The sequence below is a fragment of the Xanthomonas sp. fls2-241-TYG-148 genome (assembly GCF_030208815.1).
GTDB classification, from domain to species: Bacteria; Pseudomonadota; Gammaproteobacteria; order Xanthomonadales; family Xanthomonadaceae; genus Xanthomonas; species Xanthomonas campestris.
In genome coordinates, this window is record NZ_JARVTE010000007.1 from 1 (window position 1) to 22,802 (window position 22,802).

The window sequence follows — 22,802 nt, forward strand, 5'->3', positions numbered from 1 at the left end:
GAATCGGGAATCGGGAATCGGGAATCGGGAATCGGGAATCGGGAATCGTAAGAGCATCCGGGAGCTCGCGCGATGATTCAACTGCCTGGTCGCTTAGGCCACACGGTGCGATGCGATTGCCGCGCGCCCATGTGAGCTGCGCTTTTTCGGCAGCATGCGGCGCTGCTGCTGCGTGATGCACGTGCGGTGCGCCTGCACGCGCAGTTTCAAGCAGCAGGTAATGCCGATCAGAGGATCGGCACCAGCCCGGCGCCGAAGGCGGTCAGCATCCGCACCAGCAGCCACTTCGGGCCAACATTGACCTCGGGGAAATCGCCCACCGCCACGTAGCACTGGCGGAACTGCGGGTCCTGGCGCTTGAGCGGGAACGGGCAGCCCGGGCCCGGCTGGAATTCGTAGTTGGTGGCGTAGCGCCACGGCCAGAAATCCAGCACCGGCAACGCTTCGGACACCTTGCCCACGCTGTAGTTCAAGCCGCTGAGCACCGGCGGCTTTTCGCGCGGCGCTACCGTCCAGGCGTTGTCGGGGGCGATGTCGCGCTCGATGCTGGCGGCCAGCGCCTGTGCAAAGCGCGGATCGTCGATCACCACCGCCGCCTCGGTGTTGTAGTTCTCGCTGCGCGGATCGAAGTTGTGCGTGCCAATCACGCCGATGCGGCGGTCCACCACCAGCGATTTGGCGTGCAGGCCCATGCGCGCACCGGCGCGCGTCACCGGCAACGGCTTGTTGACCGCGCGGGTACCCAGGAACGAGGGACGTGTCTCGGTGCGCAGCACACGGCGGTCGACATCGCTGCCGCCAGGCGTACGCCCACCGCCACCACCACCGCTGCTGCCACGCACCGCATTGCCGGCCGCACTGCCGCCGATCAGGCGATTGCTGCGGTCGTTCTCGGCGGCCTCGCCCGCGGCGGCCGTCAGCGGGTCGGGCAGCAGGTTGGCGTAGTCCACCGGCGCATCCAGCGGGAACGGCTTGAACTCGTACACGTTGAAGCCCAGCTCGCGCATGTTGCGGCGTTTGAACTTGTACGACAGCGCATACACGATGGGGTTATCGGTAGCCGCCAGGCTGTTGGTGGACACCACGATGCGCGGCGGCTGCGCGCGCTTGCGCAAGGTGCGGAAGATTTCCTGCGCGGGATCGGACAACACCAGATACGGCGTCTGCAGCAGCACTTCCTGCTGCGCTCCGGCGATCAGGCTGTCCAGCTCCGGCGCGGTGGACACCGCCTTGGCGCCATGTTCCTTGCGGTGTTTTTGCGGCAGGTCGGCCACGTACAGCACACGCTGCACCGGCATCGCCGGGGCCACGAAGGCAGCCTGCACGAACTGCGGGTCATTGGCTTCGCGGTCCACCCGCGCCACCCGCTCGGGCCGGCGGAACTTGGCCGGCGGCATGGTCTGTGGGCCGTCGTCCAGCAACAGCCGCCCGACATCGTTGAGCCGCTCGGCCGGGACGCTGCGGCGCGCGTTCCAGAATGCATCGAAGTTGACCGCCATCGCGCGCACTTCCGGCCCGGCCAGAATCACGTCGCGGTCGCGGAAGTTGTACTCGCTGTCCCAGTCGAAGTAGTCGTCCTGGTAGTTGCGCCCACCAACCACGCCGAGCACATCGTCCACCACCAGCAGCTTGTTGTGCATGCGCTGATTGAAGCGGCGGAAACAGCACACCACGCTGCCGGCGTAGTCGAAGTAGTTGAGCTTCACCTTGCCGAAGGTGGGGTTGTAGATGCGCAGCTGCAGGTTTTCGTGGCTGCTGGCCAGCGCGCCCAGGATCTGCAGATCGGCGATCGCCGAGAGCTGATCGATCAGGATCCGCACCTTGACCCCGCGTTGCGCGGCGGCGGTCAGCGCGTCCAGCACCATGCGGGCGCTGTCGTCCTTGTCGAAGATGTAGGTCTGCAGGTCGATGCTGCGGGTGGCGCTGCGGATCAGGTTCAACCGCGCAACCAGCGACTCCTCGCCGTGGTCCACGATGGTGGCGTAGTGGCGTGGCGCTGCCGCGGTGGAGGCGGTGATGGCGTCGCCACCCAGCGCACGCAGCGGCGAGGGCTGGGCGCAGCGATCGGCCTGGGTGCAGGTGACCACGGTGCTGCGCGCGGCCACGGCAATGCCGGCGGCGCGCTGACGTTCGGTTTGCGACAGGCCGGCGCATCCGGTGCCGAGCAACAAGGTTGCCAGCACAAGAATCCTCAACAAGGACGTCACGGGCGCCGGACCTCCTGCAGCCGCCCACGGAGAATGAACGTCACCCTGTCGCCCAGGGCCATCTGCCACGCATTCATTCCGTAACGTCCACGCAGGACCGTACCTCGACTGATCACATCGCAATCATAGCCCGGCCGCGCGCATTCAGCCGGCACCACATGCAGGGTCTCCACATGGGTGATTCCGCGGATGGTCAGGTTGCCGGTGATCTCGCCGCCCCGCTTCACTACCTCGGCGGAGTACGGAAACGACTCGAATTCCACCACCGGATACTGCGCCACGTTGAAGAAATCCTCGCCGCGCATCCACGCGGTGTAGCGGTCCTTGCCCGGAATTTCCACCTGTGCGGCATCCAGACGGAAGCGCACCTGCTGGCGCCCATCCGCCGATTCGGTCAGCTCACCCCGGAACCGCGGGAACAATCCCTCGATCTTCATCCCGAAGCGGGTTCTGATCTCGAACCCGAAGCGCGACTGCACCGGGTCGATGGCATGCACCTTCTGCTGGGCCACGCAGGGCAACGCGACCCACAGCGCGAGCCAGGCTACCCAGCGCAGCGACAGTGGCACGGATCAAGGCCACCAGAAGGCGGTCAGCCGGGCGATGCCGGGTTCGATGGCAGCATCCAGCGGCAAGGCCAGCAGGGCGATCGAAGCGGTCGGCATGCCGCGGTAGTCGCCGGTCTGACCGCTGTGCATCAGCGCGGCCAGGCGTTCCAGGCCCGGGTTGTGGCCCACCAGCAGTAGCCGTTCGGCCTCGCGGTGCTCGTCCAGCACGCTGGCCAGGGTGCCCGGGGTGGCCTCGTAGATGCGCTCGTCCAGGCGTTGTTCGATGTAGCCGGTGAGCTCGAGCACCGCCTCCAGGGTTTCGCGGGAACGCCGGGCCGGCGAGCAGAGCACGCGGTCGGGTACCAGGTGTTGTTCGCGCAGCCAGCGGCCGGCGGCTTCGGCCTCGGCAATGCCGTGCGGCGACAAGGGGCGGTCGAAATCTGCCTGGCCGGTGTCGGCTGGTTCGGCGTGGGCGTGTCGGAGCAAGATCAGTTCGCGCATAAGGGCTTTCCGGTCCTAGGCTTTCTTGAGCCACTTCAACAGCGGCTCCCAGTCCTGTTGATGGTCGCGCACCTGCGCAGAGCGGTAGTCGAACAAGCTGCGCCCCAGCCCGGCCATCACCACGTAGGCCTGGGTGTCGCGCAGTTGGGTCACCAGCGGATACGGCCAACTGCCGATCATCTCGGCGGCCTGTTGCGAGGTCTGCGTCCACGGCCGGGCGCGGTTGAGCACCAGGCCCACGGGCAGCTTGCGCTGATGCACGCGCGGCACCTTGGCCAGGGTGTTGAGGAAGCCGACCACCGCTTCGATATCCAGCGCCGAGGACAGCACCGGCACCACGATGGCGTCGACATGGTCCAGGAAGCCGCTCAGGTCATCGGCCATCGCGCCGGCCGGCGCATCGATGATCAGCTGGTCGGTGCCATCGGGCACGGCGGCCTGCCAGTTGCGGCGTCGGGTGGCGTCGATCGGCAGGACCGCGCTTTCCAGACTGGCGCGGCGTTCCGCCCAACGGGTGGACGAGCCCTGTGGATCGGCATCTGCCAGCACGGTGCGCTGGCCTTGCAATGCCGCGTGTGCGGCGAGGTTGGTGGCGATCGTGGTCTTGCCTACGCCGCCTTTGGAGCCGGCCACCAGGACTGTCTTCATGCACGCCTCGCTTCCGGGAGCAAGCCGGCAGCGTACACCGCGGCCGGGTGAGGAAGTAGTCGAAACACGTTAAACGCACCACGGCGTTGCCTATCGCAGTGCAGCATCGTGTGCATGCGGGAACGCAGGCGTTGGCACCAGCCATCACGCATAGCGCTTTGCCAGCGCTGCGGTGATACCTCCAAGACGCAACGCCCGAGCCAGCAAGATCAGCGGACACGGGCACAATGGTGAGGGTGTGGCCGATCGGCAGCGCGCACCAACCAGGCGCCCTGTCGATTGGTCTGCAGTTGAAGACCTGCTCAACCGCAAGACAACCGCGCTGCCTGCTGCTCCGACGCGCGTGCTGCGCGCGGCCTTACTGCACCGAAGCGCTCGGCTGCCAGCCGGCCGGCGGTTGCGTGGCAATGCCCTGGCGCTGCAGCAGCGCACGCAAGGCCGGTACTTCACCGTGCGCCAGCACCGCATCCCCATCGGACACCAGGCCTCTACCAGCGCCGGCAAGGCCCTGCTGTTGCTGCTGCAGCCATGCCAACTCACGTACCCGGGCCTGCCACCGCGTGGCATCGGCGCCACTGCTGAGGCTGGCCATGCGCTTGGCACCGATCAGTGCGGTGGCCAGCGTGGACTCGTCCTTGGCCACATTGCCCAGCACCGCCATGCATTCGTCGCGCAGCGCTGGAGTCACCGTGGCCGGATCGCAACGGCGTACCAGCGGGCTCAATGCCGGCAATGCGTGCGCGGACCACGCCGCCATTGCGAACAGCATCGCGGTGTCTGCGCCGGTGGAGGGCAGGCCACGTGCATCGAGCTGCGCGCGCAGGCTGACCGAGGTCAGCACCGGCCATTGCACATCGGCATAAGCAGCGTGCAAGGCCTGGCCCAGGGCCAACGCGCCACTGTCGAAATGGTCTGCCTGCACCGCAGCCTGCCAGGCGCGTTCGGCAGCGGCGGCATCGCCACGCCGTTGCGCCGCTGCGTAGGCGCGCAGATGCACATCGGCGTTGCCGGCATCGGCCTGCTCCAGGAAGGCGAGCGCGGCGAGCGGGTCGCAGCGCAAGCCAGCGGGGCAGCCCAACGCTTCCATCCGCGCCACCAGTAGGTCCCGCGGCCGCGCGTCTAGCGCGCGTTGCAGCCAGGCGCGCTGGAGCGGCGCGTAGCCGGCGCGCGCGGCGTCGGACTCGGCATCGGTTTCGGTGTCGATCCACAGCAGGCCGGCCAGATACAGCGGCCCCGGCTTGCCGCTGTCAGCCATGCTGCGCAGACGTGCCTGCAGCATCTCGCCGACCTGCTGTCCCCACTGCTGCACCAGCGGATCGTTAGTGGGATCAGCCGTGGGAGCAGCGGCGGGCGCGGCGGAGGCCATGCACGCGCTGCCCAGCCAGAGCAGCACCGTGCTGCCAATCAATCGTGAAGTCCGCATCCGTGTGCCTTGTCCTGTGAGGCGCGCATGCGCCGCCGGCCAGCATTTCATGCACAGGCACGCGCATCAAGCCGCCAGGCGCGCCAGTAGCCATGCCCAGGCCGGCAGGGTGAGCAGCGACAACAGGATGCTGTAGCCCACCATCGCCGCCGCCAGACGTGGCGCCAGGCGGTGCGAAATCGCCAGCGCCGCGGCGGTGATCATGGTCGGCATGGCCGATTCGAGCACATTGGTCTGCAGCATCTGGCCCTGCAGGCCGAGCGCCCACGACAGCGGCAATGCCAGCACCGGCATGACCGCCAGCTTGAACAGCAAGCCCAGCGCCAGTGGCTTGAGTTCCTGCGGCGGCAAGCGCAATTGCAGCGAGAACCCGACGGCTAGCATCACCAGCGGCAACATCGCATCGGCCAGGCTCTTCAGCCCCGAGCCGATCCAGGCCGGCGGCTGTTCGGGCATCAGCGTCAACGCACACACCAGCGCCCACAGCGGCGGAAACCGCAGTACCCGCACCAGAATCATCCGCGCGGTGGGTGGGGTGTCGCCGCTGTAGCGCGCCAGCACGTACAGGCCAAAGGTGGACAGCAGCACGAAGGTGCCGAACTGGTCGTAGACCACCGCATACGGCAAGGCGTGGTCGCCGATCAGCGCGCGCACCATCGGAAAGCCGATGAAACTGGAGTTGGTGAACACCACGCACATCAGCAGCGCGGCGTATTCGTCGCGGCGCACGCCAAGCAAACGGCTGCAGCCCCACAGCATCGGCACGATCAGGGCGGTGAGCAGCCAGGGCGTGGCGATGACGCCGCCCAGCGAGGCATCCAGGTGCAGCCGCGGGACATAGGTCAGCACCGAGGCCGGCAGGCAGACGTACAACACGATGCGGTTGAGCACATCGGCGCTGTTGTCCGGCAGCACGCGCAGCCGCGCAAACACCAACCCGAGCCCCAGCATCGCCAGGATCAACGCAAATGCATCCACCGCCATGGCGTGGTCATGTCTTCGAAACGGGTGTGCAGGATGGCATAGCGTGCGTGCCGGGCTTGCGACCGACTGCAGCGCGGAACGACGCACGTCACCTGGTCTGCGCATTGCTCAGCACAGATCGCCGATGACACCGCCTGGATGACAACGCTGGCTTGCGCAAGCCGCTTGCCCGGCGAGTGATGGCGCAACGAACGCCACCATGGCCTGCACGAATGCAGACGACGCACAGCGCGATTTCAGCGCCACGCTGTATCGCCAATGCGGCGTTACTCGCATGCCGCAGATTCACTGCGGCGCGCGGTTGGCTTACGGGAACGCGGGCGGGTTGGCCTGCCAGGCGGCAAAGACCTCGGCCAGGCTGGCGCGGTCGGCCTCGCGCCACTCCGGCAGCAGGCTGGCGTAGTTGGCGGTGCTGCCCCAACGGTCCGGCCAGGTGCGCACGGCGGCGGCGTACCACTCGACTGCTTCCTGCTTGCGTCCAGCGCGCCATAGCCCCAGTGCCAGCGTGGTGGGCAACCATGCCGGCGTGGCCGGGCGGCCGTTGGCTAGGTTGGCCCAGTGCTGCAGGGCCTTGTCGGCCTGGTCGGCGCGCAACAGGTCCCAGCCGTAGTTCCAGCTGATGGCGCGGTATTGCTGGCTGCCGTTGGACACCAGTGCCAGCGCGCCCTGGTAGAGCTCGTCGCCTAACTGTGTGCGGCCACCGGCATAGGCCAGCGCTGCGAGTTGTGCACGTGGCTCGGCGGCGCGTGCGTCACGCTGCACCATGCCGGCCAGCCGATCCACGACCGCATCGCCCTGCCCCTGCACGGCCACCACCGGCTTGGTCGTGGCACGGTCTTCGTCGAAATAGAACTCCTTCGGCTTGGGCAGGCTCTGCGCCTGCGCCATCGACCACACGCCCCCGAGCACGGCCAACGCGGCGACCCATGCGTATTGCTTCTTCACTGGCTTTATCCCCTGACAGCAAACGACCCCTTCCCGTCCCCATCCTAACCGCAGCGCGGCGGCTGTGCATCCGCAGGCGGACGGGCGCGTGAAAGGCGACTGTTACAATTTGCACGCCGTTTTGGAATCCCCAGGTTCCAGCCACCCTTTCCGGGCACGCCATGACCAGTACCGCTGCACTTTCATCCCCCGCCTCTGCCAACACGCCGGAGATCGGCCGTGTGGATGCGGACTACACGCTGGAACACAAATACACGCGCGCCGACGGCCGCATCTATTTGTCCGGTGTGCAGGCGCTGGTGCGGCTGCCGCTGATGCAACACCTGCGCGATGTGGCCGCCGGGCTGGACACCGCCGGGTTCGTCAGCGGCTACCGCGGCAGCCCGCTGGGCGGGCTGGACCTGGAACTGTGGCGGGCGCGTGCACATCTGGAGGCGGCCAAGGTCACCTTCACCCCGGGCCTCAACGAGGACCTGGCCGCCACCATGGTGTGGGGCACGCAGCAGACCAACCTGTTCCCGGGCGCCACCGTCCAGGGCGTGTATGGCATGTGGTACGGCAAGGGCCCGGGCGTGGACCGCAGCGGCGACGTGTTCAAGCACGCCAATGCCGCCGGCACCGCGCCATTTGGTGGCGTGCTGGCCCTGGCCGCCGACGACCATGCCTGCCGCAGCTCCACCTTGCCGCATGGGTCCGAAGACGAATTCGTCAGCGCGATGATGCCCATCCTCAACCCGGCCGGCGTGCAGGACATCCTGGACATGGGCCTGCTTGGTTGGGCGATGAGCCGCTATACCGGGCGCTGGGTGGGCTTCAAGACCATCGCCGAAACGGTGGAATCCTCTGCCTCGGTGGACGTGGACCCGTTCGCACGCCAGATCGTGCTGCCGAACGACTTCGCACTGCCGCCGGGCGGGCTGAGCATCCGCTGGCCGGATCCGCCGGTGGATCAGGAGATGCGCCTGCACCGCTATGCGGTGGCCGCCGCGCAGGCATTCGCGCGCGCCAACGGCATCGACAAGCTGGTGCTGGATTCGCCGCAGGCGCGGCTGGGCATCGTCACCACCGGCAAGAGCTATCTGGATGTGTTGCAGGCGCTGGAATACCTGGGCCTGGATGCGCAGGCCTGCGCGCAGATCGGCATCCGCGTCTACAAGGTGGGCATGACCTGGCCGCTGGAGCCGGTGGGGATCACCGCGTTCGCGCGCGGGCTGGACGACATCGTGGTGGTGGAAGAAAAGAAAGCCTTCATCGAGCGCCAGATGAAGGAGCTGTTCTACAACTGGCCGGCCAGCGCCGGCGCGCGGCCGAGCATCGTGGGCAAGTACGACGAACACGGCGCATGGATCCTGCCCTCCACCGGTGAGCTCACGCCGGCCACCATCGCCGCGGTGATCGGCAAGCGCATCCAGCGCTTCCCGCTGCCGTCGGCGGCCATTGCTGCATCGATCGAACAGCGCCTGCGCTGGATGGAGGCCAAGGAAGCGGAGATGGCGCTGCCGCGCGCGCTGTTCCCGCGCGTGCCGCACTACTGCTCCGGCTGCCCGCACAACACCTCCACGGTGGTGCCGGAAGGCTCGCGCGCGCTCGGCGGAATCGGTTGCCACTACATGGTGACCTGGATGAACCGCTCGACCGACACCTTCACCCACATGGGCGGCGAAGGCGTCACCTGGTCGGGGCAGGCGCCGTTCACCGCCACGCCGCACGTGTTCCAGAACCTGGGCGATGGCACCTATTTCCACAGTGGCTCGCTGGCGATCCGCCAGTCGGTCGCCACCGGCGTCAACATCACCTACAAGATCCTCTACAACGATGCGGTGGCAATGACCGGCGGCCAGCCGGTGGACGGCACGCTCACCGTGCCGGACATCGCGCATCAGCTGCGTGCCGAGGGCATCCACGAGATCGTGGTGGTCAGCGATGACATCGGCAAATGGACGCGCCGGCGCGAGCGGTTCCCCAGCGAGGTGGCCTTTCATGATCGCAGCGAACTGGATGCGGTGCAGCAGCGGCTGCGCACCATCAAGGGCGTGTCGATCCTGATCTTCGACCAGACCTGCGCCACCGAAAAACGTCGCCGTCGCAAGCGCGGCAAGCTGATCGACCCGCCCAAGCGGGTGATGATCAATTCGCTGGTGTGCGAAGGTTGCGGCGATTGCGGCGAAAAGAGCTTCTGCGTGTCGGTGCTTCCGAAGGACACCGAATTCGGGCGCAAGCGCGAGATCGACCAGTCCAACTGCAACAAGGATTATTCCTGCGTGTCGGGCTTCTGCCCGAGCTTTGTCACCGTGCATGGCGGCGCGCCGCGCAAGGGCAAGAAGCGCGATGCCAGTGCGTTGCTGGACGCCCTGCCCGAACCGCCACAACGCACCACGCTGGAGCAGCCCTGGAACATCCTGATCACCGGCGTCGGCGGCACCGGCGTGGTGACCATCGGCGCGTTGCTGGGCATGGCCGGCCATCTCGAAGGCAAGGGCGCCACGGTGCTGGACCAGACCGGCCTGGCGCAAAAGGGTGGCGCGGTCACCACGCATATCCGCATCGCGCGCCAGCCGGCCGATATCCACGCCGTGCGCATCGCCGCCGGCGAAGCAGACCTGGTGCTGGGCTGCGACATGGTGGTGGTCAACGATTACTGGGCCTTGTCCAAGGTGCGCGACGGCCGCACCCAGGTGGTGCTCAACACCTACGAAGCGATGCCGGGCAGTTTCACCACGCAGCCGGATCTGCAGTTTCCGGCAGCCGAGATCATTGCGGGGGTACGCACCGCCCTCGGCGGGCAGGAGCCCTTGCTGCTGGACGCCACGCAATTGGCCACCGCGCTGCTGGGCGATGCCATCGCCAGCAATCTGTTCGTGCTCGGCTATGCCTGGCAGCACGGCCTGGTGCCGTTGTCGCACGCGGCGTTGATGCGGGCGATCGAGCTCAATGGCGCGGCGGTGGCGATGAATCAGCAGGCCTTCGCCTGGGGGCGTTTGGCCGCGGTCGATCTGCCGGCCGTGCAACGCGCCGCAGGCCTGGCACCTGCGCTGGACACGGCCGCCCACGCGCATGCCGCCACGCCGCCATCGCGCGGGCCGGGCAGCTGGGAAGACCACGACATGAGTGGCCAGAGTGCGCCGCACGCGCTGGCGCAAACCGATGCCGACACGCTGCACGCTGACGGTGATGCGCCGGTGCATCCATTGGATGACGAGCAGCTGGCGCAGTCCCTGGACGAGGCGATCGCGCGGCGCGTGCACTTCCTCACCGACTACCAGGATGCCGCCTACGCCCAGCAGTACCGTGCGCTGGTGGAACGCGTGCGCACGCACGAAGCGCAACGCGCACCGGGCAGCACCGCGCTAAGCGCTGCGGTGGCGCGCTACGCCTTCAAGCTGATGGCCTACAAGGACGAGTACGAAGTCGCGCGGCTGTATACGCGCGGCGATTTCCAGCGCCGTGTGCAGCAGCAGTTCGAAGGCGACTACCAGCTGCGCTTCCATCTGGCCCCGCCGTTGTTCGCCAAGAAGGATGCAAACGGGCAGCCCATCAAACGCGAATATGGGCCGTGGATGTTCAGTGCCTTCAAATTGCTGGCGCGGTTGAAGTTCCTGCGCGGCGGCAAACTGGACGTGTTCGGCTACACCGCCGAACGTCGCGGCGAGCGTCAGTTGATTGCCGATTATTTGGCAACGGTGGACACGCTGCTGCAGCGCCTGGACAACGACAACGTGGGCCTGGCCGCGCAGATCGCCAGCATCCCCGAACACATCCGCGGCTACGGGCACGTCAAGGACGCGCACCTGCGCGAGGCCAAGGCGCGCGAAGCCGCCCTGTTGGCGCAATGGCGCAACCCCAAGGCGCTGCATGTGGTGCAGGCGGCGTAAGCCGCTAATGCGTTACGGATGAGGGATGCGTGGCGCCGATCGTGCGCCACAGGCAGTGGCGGTTTGGCTGCGCGGTCAGCGGGTTTGCGTGACTGATGCGGGGTCTTAGGCCTGACATCGTTGGATCACGTCCTGGCTTCCAGACCGTGCGTGTACCGCCTCCCGCGCGATCGCAAGCGCAGCAGTTATCGCGGGAAGCGTGGCCCGCGCATCAAGCGGATCGGGCCGCGTACCGTGTCCAGATCCACAGGCTGGCCACGCTGCGTGATGCGCACCACATCCTCTCCCACCAGTGCGGCCGCGGTGGCGCGCACCTGCGGCATCAGCGCCCGCCAGATCGCGGCATCCTCGCTGAGTGCGCGTGCCACCTCCGACGGGCAGATCGAGTGCTGCGGCTCACGCCGTGCGAGCAGGTCGACGATCAGCGCCGCCATCTGCGCGTCGTCAGGTGCCTGCACCGCGTGCGGCCGCGGCGTCAGAGCGGGCGTAGCAGCCGCAAGCCGAACCAGTCCTTGGCATCGTTCCAGCCATGCGTCACCTTGAGGCCGGCCGCGGCGGCCAGTTCGGCGAAGCGGGCGTCGGTGTACTTGTAGCTGTATTCGACCTGCATCGCCTCGCCTTCGGCGAAGGTGAATTCCTGCCCGCCCACGTGCACACGTTGCGCGCGCTGGCTGACCAGGAAGGTTTCGATGCGGCCGCGTTCGCGCGCATACACCGCGCGATGGCGGAAACCCTCCAGGTCGAAATCACTGCCGATCTCGCGGTTTAGCCGTGCCAGCAGATTCACCGTGAATTCGGCGGTGACCCCGGCGGCATCGTTGTACGCCGCCTCGATCAGCGCGGCATCCTTGTCCAGATCGATGCCGATCAAGGCGCAGCCATCGGCGCCCATGGTCTGGCGCATCGCATCCAGCAATTCAATCGCAGCGGTGTCGGTGAAATTGCCCAGCGTCGAGCCTGGGAAGAACACCACGTGCCGGCGTGCCGGGCGTTGTGCGGCCGGCAGCTGCAGCGGCCGGGTGAAGTCGGTGCACACCGGCAACATCTGGATCTGCGGAAATTGCTCGGCCAGGCGCGCAGTGCTTTCCAGCAGCGCGGTCCGCGAGATTTCCAGCGGCGTATAGGCCACCACATCGCGCAGGCCCTGCAGCAGCAATTCGGTCTTGCGGCCACTGCCGCTGCCGTACTCCACCACATGCACGCCCGCGCCGATCGCCTGCGCGATCGAGCTCATGCTGGCCTCGAGCAGGCTCAGTTCGGTGGTGGTGAGGTAGTACTCGGGCTGGCGGGTGATCGCTTCGAACAACTGCGAGCCGCGCGCATCGTAGAAATATTTCGACGGCAGCGTCTTGGGCGTCTGCGACAGGCCGGCCAGGGCATCGGCGGTGATGTCGTCCGGCTGCGGGCGCAGGTCGGTCAGCGCGGCATGCGCGCGTTGGGTGGCGTGGGCGGCGGCGTTCACGGCAGATCCTTGGCTAGGCGCACGCCGGCAAATTGCCAACGCGCATCGGAGGGGAAAAAGTTGCGGTAGCTGGCGCGCACATGGCTGGCAGGCGTGGCACAACTGCCGCCGCGCAAGACCCATTGCGCGTTCATGAATTTGCCGTTGTATTCGCCCAGCGACCCGGGCCAGGGTGCGAAGCCGGGATACGGCAGATACGCGCTGCCGGTCCATTCCCACACATCGCCGAACAGCTGCTGCAGACCGGTGTCCACCGCATCGGCTGCGCGCGGATGCAGGGCATCGCTGTCGACGAAATTGCCGTGCACGGCAATGCCGGTGGCGGCCTGTTCCCATTCGGCCTCGGTGGGCAGGCGTGCACCGGCCCAGCGCGCGAACGCGTCGGCTTCGAACAGGCTCAGATGGCACACCGGCGCATGCGCATCGCGCACGCGCCAGCCTTCGAGGGTGAATTCGCGCCCGTCCGCATCCCAGTACAGCGGACGCTGCCAGCCCTGCGCCTGCACCATCGCCCAGCCATCGCTGAGCCAGGCGCCGGCGCTGCGGTAGCCACCGTCATCGATGAACTGCTGGTATTCGGAATTACTGACCACGCGGTGCGCCAGTGCATGCGCACCGACCAGCACGCGGTGGCGCGGTGATTCGTTGTCGTAGGCGAAAGCCTCGGCCTGTGGCCACGACGCCGCGCCAATCTCCACGATCTGCTCGTCGCGCGCATGCCAGCGCAAGGCGCTAGACGCCGCCGCCGGCACGGGCTGCGCCTCCCGGTAGGCCGGCTGCAGCGGATTGCTCCACAGCGCATGTTTGATGTCGGTCAACAACAGTTCCTGGTGCTGCTGCTCGTGCTGGATGCCCAGCTGCACGATGGTGCAGGTGGCCTCGTCCAGCAGGCCATCGCGCAGGCGGCGCTGCATCTGCGCATCGACTGCCGCACGGTAGTCACGCACCTGTTGCAGCGATGGCCGCGACAACACACCCCGGCGCGCGCGCGCATGCATCGGGCCTACGCTTTGGTAGTAGCTGTTGAACAGGAAATCCCACGCTGGGTCGAACACCACGTACTGTGGGTCGGTCTGCAGCACGAAGCGTTCAAAGAACCAGGTGGTGTGTGCCATGTGCCATTTGCTGGGGCTGGCATCGGGCATGCTCTGCACCATCGCGTCTTCCGCGCTCAGGGGTGCGGCAAGACGATCGCTGAGCGCACGGGTCTGCGCGTAGCGTTCCAACAGCGTCAGCTGCTGTTGCTGGTGGTCGACCAGCAGGGGTGATTGTGCAGACATCGCCATATGCTTGGGGAGCGACCGTGAACGCGCCGTGTGGGCGGCATGTCGCTGCGCGTTAAGCTGTGCGCATGAGCGCCGCACCGTTGTCCCGTTCGCTACCCACACCCCTGGATTGGTCGCAGCGGGAGCAGGCATTCGTGCTGCCCCCGGCCGTGACGTATCTGGATGCCGCCGCACGCGGGCCCATGCTGCGGGCCGTGCAAACGGTGGCGCACCAGGCCATCGATGCGCAGGCCACGCCATGGCAGTTGTCGTTCGCTGCATGGGTGGAGCAGATCGAGCAACTGCGTGCGTTGGCGGCGGGCCTGTTCGATGACGATACCGATGCGGTGGCGCTGGTGCCCTCGGCCGCACACGGGTTGGCCACGGCCGCGCGCAACCTGCAGCTGCAACGCGGCGAGGCCGTGTTGGTGCTGGAAGGACAGTTCCCCTCCAACCTGCTGATCTGGCAGCGCCGCTGCGCCGAGGCGGGCGCGCAGATTGTCGCGGTGCCGATGGCAGCGGGGGAGCCTTTGACCGAGGCGGTGCTGCAGGCAATCACCGAGACGGCGGCGCTGCGCGTCGTGAGCCTGCCGCACGCCTATTGGCTGGATGGCCGGCAACTGGACCTGGACCGCATCAGTGACGCCGTGCACGCGCGCGGAGCGGCGCTGGTGCTGGATCTGAGCCAGAGCCTGGGCGTGCTGCCAACCGATCTGCCGCGCTGGCGGCCGGATTTTGTGGTCAGCGTGGGCCACAAATGGTTGCTGGGCCCGATGGGCCTGGCGTGGCTCTGGGTGGCCCCACGCTGGCGCACACGTGGTGTGCCTATCGAAGAACACTGGAGTGGCCGCGATGCGGGCAGCAGCTGGGAATTTCCCATCGCCGCAGCGCCCGACTACCGGGCTGGTGCGCGCCGCTACGACGCCGGTGGCGTGGCCGACCCGCTGCGCCTGGCCATGGCGACCGCCGCCTTGCAGCAGATCACCGCCTGGCAACCGGCACGGATCGCGCACGCATTGGGCGCGCTCACCGCGCAGTGGGACGCCGCGCTGCAAGCGCATGGCCTGGCCAGCTGGTGCACGCCAGGCCATGCGCCGCATCTGACCGCGCTGCAACCGCCGGCTGCGCAACTGGCGTCGGTGGCCGCCACGCTACGTGCGCTGGGTGCGGTCTGCACGCAGCGTCACGGGCGCTTGCGCATTGCCCCGCACCTGAGCGTGACCGGGCAGGCGCTTGCAGAGCTGGTGGCTGCTCTGCCGCGTGGGTGAATGGTGGGTTGCCGACGTGCGGCGCGGGTGGCCCAGGGGCCAGTAGGAGCGCGCTTGCGCGCGATGCGGCGTTACCGATCAAGCTCCGTCGCGCGCAAGCGCGCTCCTACCTTGCAGCTGCTCAACCGCGCTGACTCAGGCGTAGCCCACGCGGCGTGGCCCAGCGCTCCAGGCCTTCGAACAGCGCCTGCACCAGCAAGGCCAGCACGGCGGCGGGAATGGCGCCTTCCAGGATCAGGCCGATATCGTCCAGGCGGATGCCGGTGAGGATCGGCTGGCCGTAGCCGCCTGCGCCGATCAATGCGCCCAGGGTGGCGGTGCCCACATTGATCACCGCCGCGGTCTGGATGCCGGCCACGATCGTGCGGCGCGCGAGCGGCAGTTCGATACGCCACAAGCGCGTCCATGCCGGCAGCCCGATGGCTTCGGCGGTCTGGCGCAACTCGCGCGGGATCGAGGTCAGCCCGGCATGCGTGTTACGCACGATCGGCAGCAAGCTGTAGAGAAACAACGCCGCAATCGCCGGTTTGGCGCCGATGCCGAACAACGGGATCATGAACACGAACACCGCCAGCGACGGCAAGGTCTGCAGCACGCCGGTCAGCGACAGCACCACCTGACCAAGCCGCGGCCGGCGCGCGGCCAGCACGCCGAGCGGCAATGCGATCACCAAGGCCAGCCCCAGCGAGATGCCCACCAGGGCCAGGTGCTCCCAGGTGTGCTGCAGCAAGCGCGCAACGCGGCCATCGGTGGCCGATGCCGGCGCCACGCCCAGCCATTGCGCGGCCACGGCGGCTTCGCTCTTGCGCTCCAGCTTCACCTGCGCGTTGAGCCGCTGCATGGTGGCTTCGTCGATGCGCCCCTGCAGCCCTTGCAGCGTGGCCACCATCTTCGGCGCACGCTGGGCCAGATCCTTGCGATACAGGAACACTGCCTGGTACTCGGAGAAGTAATGGCGGTCGTCCTGCAACACCTGCAGTTGGTAGTACGGAATTTCCGCATCGGTGCTGTACAGATCGGTGACCTCGATGGCCCCGCTCTGCAGGGCGCGGTAGGCCAGGTCGTGATCCAGCCCGGCGGCGCGCTGCGGCAATGCATAGGCGCCGCGCACGCCGGGCCAGCCATCGGCACGCTGCATGAATTCATTGCTCAGGCCGATCTTCAGGTCCGGATGCCGAGCCAGATCGGACAGGCTGCGGATGCCCAATGCCTGCGCACGCTCCCGGCGCATGCCGAACGCATAGGTATTTTCGAAGCCCAGCGAGTCGGTCATTGCCAAGCCGCGTGCATCCAGTGCGGCGCGTAGTTCGGCGTGGCTGGCCTTGGGCAGCTGCAGCAATTCCTGCGCCAGCGTGCCGGTGTAATCGGCATACGCATCGATCTGCCCGGTCTCCAGTGCGCGCCAGAGAATGCGCGTGCCACCGAGCTGGGCGCGGTGCTGCACCTGCACGCCATCGCGCTGGCCGGCGGCGGTGGCGATCTCGCCCAGGATCACCGCTTCGGTGAAGTTCTTCGAGCCGATGGTGACCTGCGCGGCCTGCACCACACCGCTGCAGATCAACAATGCAAAAGCCATCAACAGCGCGCGCATCATGCGGCATCACCGATGCTGCGCTGCGCGGTGAGAAAGCGCTGCACGAACGCATCGGCCGGCTGTTCCAGCAGCGTACGCGCACTGCCCTGCTGCACCACCTGGCCGGCGCGCATCAGCACCAGCGTGTCGGCCAGATACGCGGCCTCGGCAACGTCGTGGGTGACCAGCACCACGGTCTTGCCGAGCTGCGCGAACAACTCGCGCATCTGCGCCTGCAGGTCGTAGCGCACGATCGGGTCCAGTGCACCCAGTGGTTCGTCCAGCAGCAGCGCCGGCGGGTCCAGCATGAGGGCGCGGATCAGGCCCACGCGCTGGCGCTGACCACCGGACAACTCGGCCGGGTAGCGCGCCAGCAGCGCGGGCGGCAGCTGGCACAGCGCGCACAAGGTCTCCAGGCGTTGCGCGATACGTTGCGGCGTCCAGCCCAGCGTCTGCGCCAGCAGCACCACATTGCTGCGTGCGTCCAGATGCGGGAACAGGCCGCCCTCCTGGATCACGTAACCGATGCGCTGCCGCTGCGCCTGCAGCGCGTCGCGCCGCAATGGCGCGCCATCGAAGGTGACGCTGCCACTGTCCGGCCATTCCAGGCCCACCAACATGCGCAGCACGGTGGACTTGCCGGCGCCGCTGGGGCCGATCAACGCAGTGGTGACACCGCTGGCGAACGACAGGCTGACCTGGTCGAGGGCGATGGCCTGGCCGTAGCGACGGCTGACCTGGTCGAGAGTGAACATACGGCCGAGCTTGCCGGGCGCCGCGTCAGACGGGCGCGAAGGCGCACGTGCGTGCAGGTTTCACCGCGGCGGTGCCAGCAGTTCGCGCGCGCTCAGATAGCCATCGCCATTGGCATCCTGGCGTGCGAAACGCTCCACCAGCGTGGCACGGTGTGCGGCGCGGGTGATCGGCTTGCCACGCCGGCCCGGCAGTTCTTCGCCTTGCAGCACGCCGTCGTGATCCAGGTCGCGCTGATCGAAGGCATAGCTCATCCAGGCGAGATATTCATCGCGGCTGACCCGGCCATCGCCATCGGTGTCCATGCGTTGCAGATACTGCTGGCTGTCCTGCACCTGGGCCTGCGCGGCCACCGCCACTGCGCACAGTGCGCCGCAGGCCAGCACACGGGGCAGCGCGTGCAGCAGCGCACGCACGCAAACGCCCGCGCGCGCAACGCTCGTGTTACGTGCCACTCAGCGCATAACCCTTGAGCCGTGCCGCATACGCCTGCAATGCCGCGTTGCCGCTGGCTTCGGCTTCATGGCACCACTGCTGCAGCTGCTTGAGCCGCTCGGACGCATCGTGGCTGCGCGCTTCCAGCACGGCGGTGAGGCGCGCGCGGTATTCCACCAGCGTGCGCATGCGCGGGCGTTGCGCCACCCAGTGTTGCAATTGTTCGCGCGCATCGGGCTTGAGCCAGCGGCCATCGTCCACCAGGCCCTTGCGCAGGCGGCGCGGCAGCAACTGGCGCAGCTTGGCGCCGGTGGCGGCGGCCTCTTCGCGCAGGGCCGGCTTGAGCACGTTGCGCTGGTAGTCGGTCATGGCCTGGAAGCGGTGCGACAACAGCGCCTTGAGCGTATCGGCATCGGGCACAGCGATATTCGGGCGGATGTCCAGCGACGGCGCCACCCGCAGCACCTTGGCCAGGCCCAGCGCCTGCAGGCAGCGGATCGCGATCCAGCCGATGTCCAGCTCCCAGCGCCGCATCGAAAACCGCGCCGAACTCGGGAAGGCGTGGTGATTGTTGTGCAGTTCTTCGCCACCGATCCACAGCGCCCACGGGGTCAGGTTGGTGGAGGTGTCGGCGGACTCGAAATTGCGATAACCCCACCAATGCCCCAGGCCATTGACCACGCCGGCGGCCCAGAACGGAATCCACGCCATCTGGATCGCCCACAGTGCGACACCGGGCAGCCCGAACAGCACGCTGTTGATCACCAGCAGCGCGATCGGGCCGGCGTTGGCGTGCGGCGTGTACAGATGCCGCTCGATCCAGTCATTGGGCGCGCCCTTGCCGTACTGCTCGATGTCGGCCCGCTGCGCGCGTGCTTCGCGGTACAGCTCCACGCCGCGCCAGAACACCTGGCCGATGCCCTTGGTCTGCGGGCTGTGCGGGTCTTCCTCGGTTTCCACCTTGGCGTGATGCTTGCGATGGATCGCCACCCACTCGCGGGTGATCATCGAGGTGGTGAGCCAGGTCCAGAAACGGAAGAAATGCGCGATGACCGGGTGGAAATCCACACCGCGGTGCGCCTGGCTGCGATGCAGGTACAAGGTCACCGCGAAGATGGTGAGTTGGGTGAACACCAGCAGCACGGCCAGCATCCCCCACACGCCCAGGCCGGCGATGCCGGAGGTCAGAACGTCGATGATCGAATCGGACAACATCGGCATCTCCAGGCAGTGCGCCATCGTGTCGGTGGATACAGACATGATGGGGGCGATGGCGGCAAACTTCACCCTTCGGATGCGTAGGGTGCCTCCTACATTCCTAAAGCGGTTCACACGTCTCGTTTCCTTACCGTTACCCGATCCCACCTGCATGTCTGTTGCCGTCGACTCCTCCGCCACACCCGATGCCCCGCCACTGATCGAGCTCGACCAGGCCAGCGTGATCCGCGGCCAGGTGCGCGTGCTGCACGCCTTACGCCTGCGCATCGCGCTGGGCCAGCACACTGCCATCCTGGGCCCGAACGGCTGCGGCAAATCCTCCTTCATCAAATTGATCACGCGCGAGTTGTATCCGCTGGCGCGTGGCGATGGCCAGCCCGCGGTGAAGGTGCTGGGGCAGACACGCTGGCAGGTGGACCGCCTGCGCGCGCATCTGGGTATCGTCACCGGCGATCTCAGCGGCAACCTGGCGCAGATGCCCGAGCTGGATGTGGAAAGCGCCGTGCTCTCCGGGTTTTTCGCCAGCTATGTGGTGCCGCCGCACCGCGAGATCAGCGACGACATGCGCGCCCGTGCACGCGAAGCACTGGCGCTGGTGCGTGCATTGCCGTTGCTGGAGCGCCCGTACGCGGAGCTGTCGGCCGGCGAAACACGGCGTGTGCTGATCGCGCGTGCGCTGGTCAATCGGCCACAGGCGCTGCTGCTGGACGAACCATCCACCGGCCTGGATCTGGTGGCGCGGCAGCACCTGCTCGACAGCATGCGTCACCTCGCCCAGCAAGGCATCACGCTGGTGCTGGTGACCCACCACATCGAGGAAATCGTGCCGGAGATCGACCGGGTGATCCTGCTGCGCGCTGGCAGTGTCCTGGCCGATGGCAGCCGCGCGGACATGCTCACCGACGACCGTTTGTCGGCGGCATTCGATGGCCCGGTGCGGGTGCAACGCGATGGCGAGCGCTACTGGGCGACGGTGGGCGCTGACTAAGCGCAGCGATCAAAACAACTGCGCAGCCGCCAGGCGGGCGTTACGTTTTGTTTCCGCTCTAAGGTGTGCGGTGCAGTGCGATGCGCGGGCTGAGCTGGCGGCCGTGCCATGCGCGTTGGCGGCGGCAATGTGCACGCGGCGGGTCGTGCATGTCTGCCCGAAGCGGCGCCCCAACCCTGCCCAACCGGTGCGCCGCGCCATGACGTTGGGCAGGGGACAGCGGGCCGGCCGCTGCGCTTAGACTCGGCGCACCGCAGACAGGAGTCGTCCCGATGGCACAGTGGTATTTCCATATTCCCGGACAGGCCGACCGGATCGGCCCGCTTGATGACGCCAGCGCCCGCGCGCATGCGCAGCGCCAGCCCGACGCGCTGGCCTGGCGCGACGGCCTCGACGGCTGGACACCCGCCCGCCAGCTGGCCGAATTGCAGGGCGCCGGCAGCATGCCGCCGCCGTTGAGCGGCACAGGCGCCGCACGCGCGGACGAGATCGATTACCGCATCGTCGGCAACGACATGCAGTTCGTCGAGGTCGAACTGGACCCGGGCGAGAGCGCCATCGCCGAAGCCGGTGCGCTGATGTACAAGGACGCCGCGGTGCAGATGGACACCGTGTTCGGCGATGGCTCGCACGATGGCCAGGGCGGCAGCAGTGGCGGGCTGATGGGCAAGTTGCTCTCGGCCGGCAAGCGTGTGGTGACCGGTGAAAGCATGTTCACCACCGTGTTCACGCACGCCGGCAGCGGCAAGGCCAAGGTGGCGTTCGCCGCGCCCTACCCCGGCACCGTGTTGGCGTTGCGGCTGTCCGAACACGGCGGCCGCCTGATCTGCCAGAAAGACAGCTTCCTGGCGGGTGCGCGCGGCGTATCGCTGGGTATCGCCTTCCAGCGCAAGATCCTCACCGGCCTGTTCGGTGGCGAGGGATTCATCATGCAGAAACTCGAAGGCGACGGCTGGGTGTTCGTGCATGCCGGCGGCACCGTGGTGGAACGCGACCTGGCGCCGGGCGAACGCATCGACGTGGACACCGGCTGTGTGGTGGCCTACCACGCCAGCGTGGACATGGACGTGCGCCGCATCGCCGGCCTGAAGAGCATGTTCTTCGGCGGCGAAGGCGTGTTCCTGGCCACCCTCACCGGCCCGGGCAAGGTGTGGATGCAATCGCTGCCGTTCTCGCGCATGGCCGGCCGCATGCTGCAGGCCGCCCCGCAAGCCGGTGGCCAACAACGCGGCGAAGGGTCGGTGCTGGGTGGACTGGGCCGCTTGCTGGATGGCGACAACCGGTTCTGATCGAAGCAGACTGGTTGACCGCGGCTGGTGCGACGCGTTGCCGTAAACGCACCAGCCGCGGTTAACCGAAGCGTTCTGCTGCGGCGCTGATGCGGCGCGGTCTACGCACGATTGCCGTGCGCGCTCCGGAGCGCCTGCAGGCACGCGCGCGACGCCGCGGGCGGGTAAAGGCACGCGGCGACACAGTGATTGCTCCCGAAGGCCCGTCGCCACGCAGGTGGCAGCGCGCTCCGTGCTACATCCCTGACACAGCCCGGCTGCCGAGAAGACCAATGGGACGCGCGGCGTTGGGGGGTGCGCGTGTATTCTCCCTCGCCTTTCCACCTACGTTTCCGTCGCCATGACTGCGCTCCGTCGCCCACGCTCCCTTGCCTTGCTGTCGCTGATCGGCCTGCTTTCGGCCTGTGGTGGCGAACCGCGTCCCGCCACGCCCGCGCCGGTGGTGCAGGCGCCGTCTGCCACTGCGCCCAAGCCGGTGAAGATCGGCGTCGCGCTCGGCGGCGGTGCGGCCAAGGGCTTTGCGCATATCGGCGTGATCAAGATGCTGGAAGCCAACGGGTTTGCACCGGTGGTGGTGTCGGGCACCAGCGCCGGTAGCGTGGTGGGCGCGCTGTACGCCAGCGGCATGGACGCCTTCCAGATGCAGGAAAAGGCCGTGGCGCTGGACCAGACCAGCATCCGCGACGTGCGCTTGTTCTCCGGTGGCCTGGTGCAGGGCCAGAAGCTGCAGGACTACGTCAACGAACAGCTCGGCGGCAAGCCGATCGACAAACTGCGCAAGCCATTCGCCGCGGTCGCCACGCGGCTGGAAGACGGCGAGCGCACGGTGTTCGTGCGTGGCAATGCCGGCCAGGCGGTGCGCGCCTCCAGCAGCATTCCCGGCGTGTTCGAGCCGGTGACCATCGGCCAGTACCACTATGTGGACGGCGGTGTGGTCAGCCCGGTGCCGGTGGATGCGGCGCGCCAGCTCGGCGCCGAATTCGTGGTGGCGGTGGATATTTCCAGCAAGGCCAGCGGCAAGAATCCCGGCGATTTGCTGGGCACGGTCAACCAGTCGATCTCGATCATGGGCCAGCGCCTGGGCGAGGCCGAACTCAAGCGCGCCGACGTGGTGATCCGCCCCAAGGTCAACGACATCGGCTCGGCTGATTTCAACCAGCGCGGCGCCGCAATCCTGGAGGGCGAACGCGCGGCAATGGCGGTGATGCCGCAGATCCGCGCCAAGATCGCGCAGTTGCAGGCGCAGCGCAGCAGCGCCACCCGCAGTGCGGCCGAACAGGCCAAGGCGGCAAAGCAGGAGGCGTACAAGCGCTGCCTGGAAGAACGCTCGCGTTGGCAGAGGTTGCGCGGCAAGGATGAGGAATGCGTGGCGCCTTGATGCGCGTGTTGGTGCGGATGTAGATGCGCGTGGGTCGTGTTACAG

Annotated in this window: 19 protein-coding genes; 5 read left to right on the forward strand and 14 right to left on the reverse strand. The window is 67.5% G+C overall.

Going from position 1 to position 22,802, the window contains the following annotated elements; translation table 11 throughout:
* Positions 1-227 precede the first annotated feature (227 nt).
* The 7 genes from QRM60_RS10140 to QRM60_RS10170 all read right to left on the reverse strand — a co-directional run bounded on the left by QRM60_RS10140 (position 228) and on the right by QRM60_RS10170 (position 7,256).
* Positions 228-2,207 carry a phospholipase D family protein gene (locus QRM60_RS10140; protein WP_228419741.1) on the reverse strand — a complete coding sequence of 660 codons (1,980 nt, stop codon included), beginning with the start codon at positions 2,205-2,207 and terminating at the stop codon, positions 228-230.
* The gene (locus QRM60_RS10145) at positions 2,204-2,776 is read right to left on the reverse strand and encodes a YceI family protein (RefSeq protein WP_012436993.1); all 573 of its coding nucleotides are present in this window, start codon (positions 2,774-2,776) and stop codon (positions 2,204-2,206) included. The genes QRM60_RS10140 and QRM60_RS10145 overlap by 4 nt, the downstream gene beginning before the upstream one ends.
* Positions 2,777-2,779: 3 nt before the next feature.
* Entirely contained in the window at positions 2,780-3,256 is a 477-nt protein-coding gene (locus QRM60_RS10150) for a histidine phosphatase family protein (RefSeq protein ID WP_011035432.1), read from the reverse strand.
* Positions 3,257-3,271: 15 nt separating this feature from the next.
* Positions 3,272-3,904 carry a ParA family protein gene (locus tag QRM60_RS10155; protein ID WP_011035431.1) on the reverse strand — a complete coding sequence of 211 codons (633 nt, stop codon included), beginning with the start codon at positions 3,902-3,904 and terminating at the stop codon, positions 3,272-3,274.
* 358 nt (positions 3,905-4,262) lie between these two features.
* The gene (locus tag QRM60_RS10160) at positions 4,263-5,327 is read right to left on the reverse strand and encodes a hypothetical protein (RefSeq protein WP_161962862.1); all 1,065 of its coding nucleotides are present in this window, start codon (positions 5,325-5,327) and stop codon (positions 4,263-4,265) included.
* A gap of 66 nt (positions 5,328-5,393) precedes the next feature.
* Positions 5,394-6,311, reverse strand: a complete 918-nt coding sequence (locus tag QRM60_RS10165; RefSeq protein WP_285446124.1) for an AEC family transporter — start codon at positions 6,309-6,311, stop codon at positions 5,394-5,396.
* Positions 6,312-6,617: 306 nt separating this feature from the next.
* Positions 6,618-7,256 (reverse strand): tetratricopeptide repeat protein, encoded by a 639-nt coding sequence (locus tag QRM60_RS10170; protein WP_115557074.1) that lies wholly within the window; start codon positions 7,254-7,256, stop codon positions 6,618-6,620.
* Positions 7,257-7,417: 161 nt separating this feature from the next.
* On the opposite strand from QRM60_RS10170, the gene QRM60_RS10175 reads away from it, so the two are divergent.
* Positions 7,418-11,128 (forward strand): indolepyruvate ferredoxin oxidoreductase family protein, encoded by a 3,711-nt coding sequence (locus QRM60_RS10175; protein ID WP_285446125.1) that lies wholly within the window; start codon positions 7,418-7,420, stop codon positions 11,126-11,128.
* Between the two features lie 185 nt (positions 11,129-11,313).
* Here the strand turns inward: QRM60_RS10175 and QRM60_RS10180 are convergent, their stop codons facing one another.
* The 3 genes from QRM60_RS10180 to egtB are packed head-to-tail and all read right to left on the reverse strand — an operon-like array spanning position 11,314 to position 13,876.
* Positions 11,314-11,586, reverse strand: coding sequence for a DUF3253 domain-containing protein (locus QRM60_RS10180; protein WP_285446126.1), 273 nt, complete (start codon positions 11,584-11,586; stop codon positions 11,314-11,316).
* 17 nt (positions 11,587-11,603) lie between these two features.
* Entirely contained in the window at positions 11,604-12,590 is a 987-nt protein-coding gene (gene egtD / locus QRM60_RS10185; RefSeq protein WP_014509477.1) for an L-histidine N(alpha)-methyltransferase, read from the reverse strand.
* On the reverse strand, positions 12,587-13,876 hold the full coding sequence (gene egtB, locus QRM60_RS10190; protein ID WP_285446127.1) for an ergothioneine biosynthesis protein EgtB: 1,290 nt from the start codon (positions 13,874-13,876) through the stop codon (positions 12,587-12,589). Before egtB ends, egtD begins: the two co-directional genes overlap by 4 nt.
* Positions 13,877-13,941: 65 nt before the next feature.
* On the opposite strand from egtB, the gene QRM60_RS10195 reads away from it, so the two are divergent.
* On the forward strand, positions 13,942-15,123 hold the full coding sequence (locus QRM60_RS10195) for an aminotransferase class V-fold PLP-dependent enzyme (RefSeq protein ID WP_285446128.1): 1,182 nt from the start codon (positions 13,942-13,944) through the stop codon (positions 15,121-15,123).
* A 121-nt stretch (positions 15,124-15,244) separates the two neighbouring features.
* Here the strand turns inward: QRM60_RS10195 and QRM60_RS10200 are convergent, their stop codons facing one another.
* Genes QRM60_RS10200 through QRM60_RS10215 form a run of 4 tightly spaced genes read right to left on the reverse strand, consistent with a single transcriptional unit; the run spans position 15,245 to position 19,099 of the window.
* Positions 15,245-16,717 (reverse strand): glycine betaine ABC transporter substrate-binding protein, encoded by a 1,473-nt coding sequence (locus QRM60_RS10200; protein ID WP_285446129.1) that lies wholly within the window; start codon positions 16,715-16,717, stop codon positions 15,245-15,247.
* A complete protein-coding gene (locus tag QRM60_RS10205) occupies positions 16,714-17,451 on the reverse strand; it encodes an ATP-binding cassette domain-containing protein (protein ID WP_011035421.1) in 738 nt (245 codons plus the stop codon). Before QRM60_RS10205 ends, QRM60_RS10200 begins: the two co-directional genes overlap by 4 nt.
* Positions 17,452-17,511: 60 nt before the next feature.
* A complete protein-coding gene (locus QRM60_RS10210) occupies positions 17,512-17,865 on the reverse strand; it encodes a hypothetical protein (RefSeq protein WP_012436985.1) in 354 nt (117 codons plus the stop codon).
* A 28-nt stretch (positions 17,866-17,893) separates the two neighbouring features.
* Positions 17,894-19,099 (reverse strand): fatty acid desaturase, encoded by a 1,206-nt coding sequence (locus QRM60_RS10215; RefSeq protein WP_103701231.1) that lies wholly within the window; start codon positions 19,097-19,099, stop codon positions 17,894-17,896.
* A gap of 154 nt (positions 19,100-19,253) precedes the next feature.
* Here QRM60_RS10215 and QRM60_RS10220 point away from each other — a divergent pair, with 154 nt between their 5' ends.
* The 3 genes from QRM60_RS10220 to QRM60_RS10230 all read left to right on the forward strand — a co-directional run bounded on the left by QRM60_RS10220 (position 19,254) and on the right by QRM60_RS10230 (position 22,757).
* Entirely contained in the window at positions 19,254-20,090 is an 837-nt protein-coding gene (locus QRM60_RS10220) for an ATP-binding cassette domain-containing protein (RefSeq protein ID WP_285446130.1), read from the forward strand.
* Between the two features lie 272 nt (positions 20,091-20,362).
* Positions 20,363-21,379, forward strand: coding sequence for a TIGR00266 family protein (locus QRM60_RS10225; RefSeq protein ID WP_115557080.1), 1,017 nt, complete (start codon positions 20,363-20,365; stop codon positions 21,377-21,379).
* Between the two features lie 340 nt (positions 21,380-21,719).
* The gene (locus QRM60_RS10230; RefSeq protein WP_115557081.1) at positions 21,720-22,757 is read left to right on the forward strand and encodes a patatin-like phospholipase family protein; all 1,038 of its coding nucleotides are present in this window, start codon (positions 21,720-21,722) and stop codon (positions 22,755-22,757) included.
* Positions 22,758-22,802 lie beyond the last annotated feature (45 nt).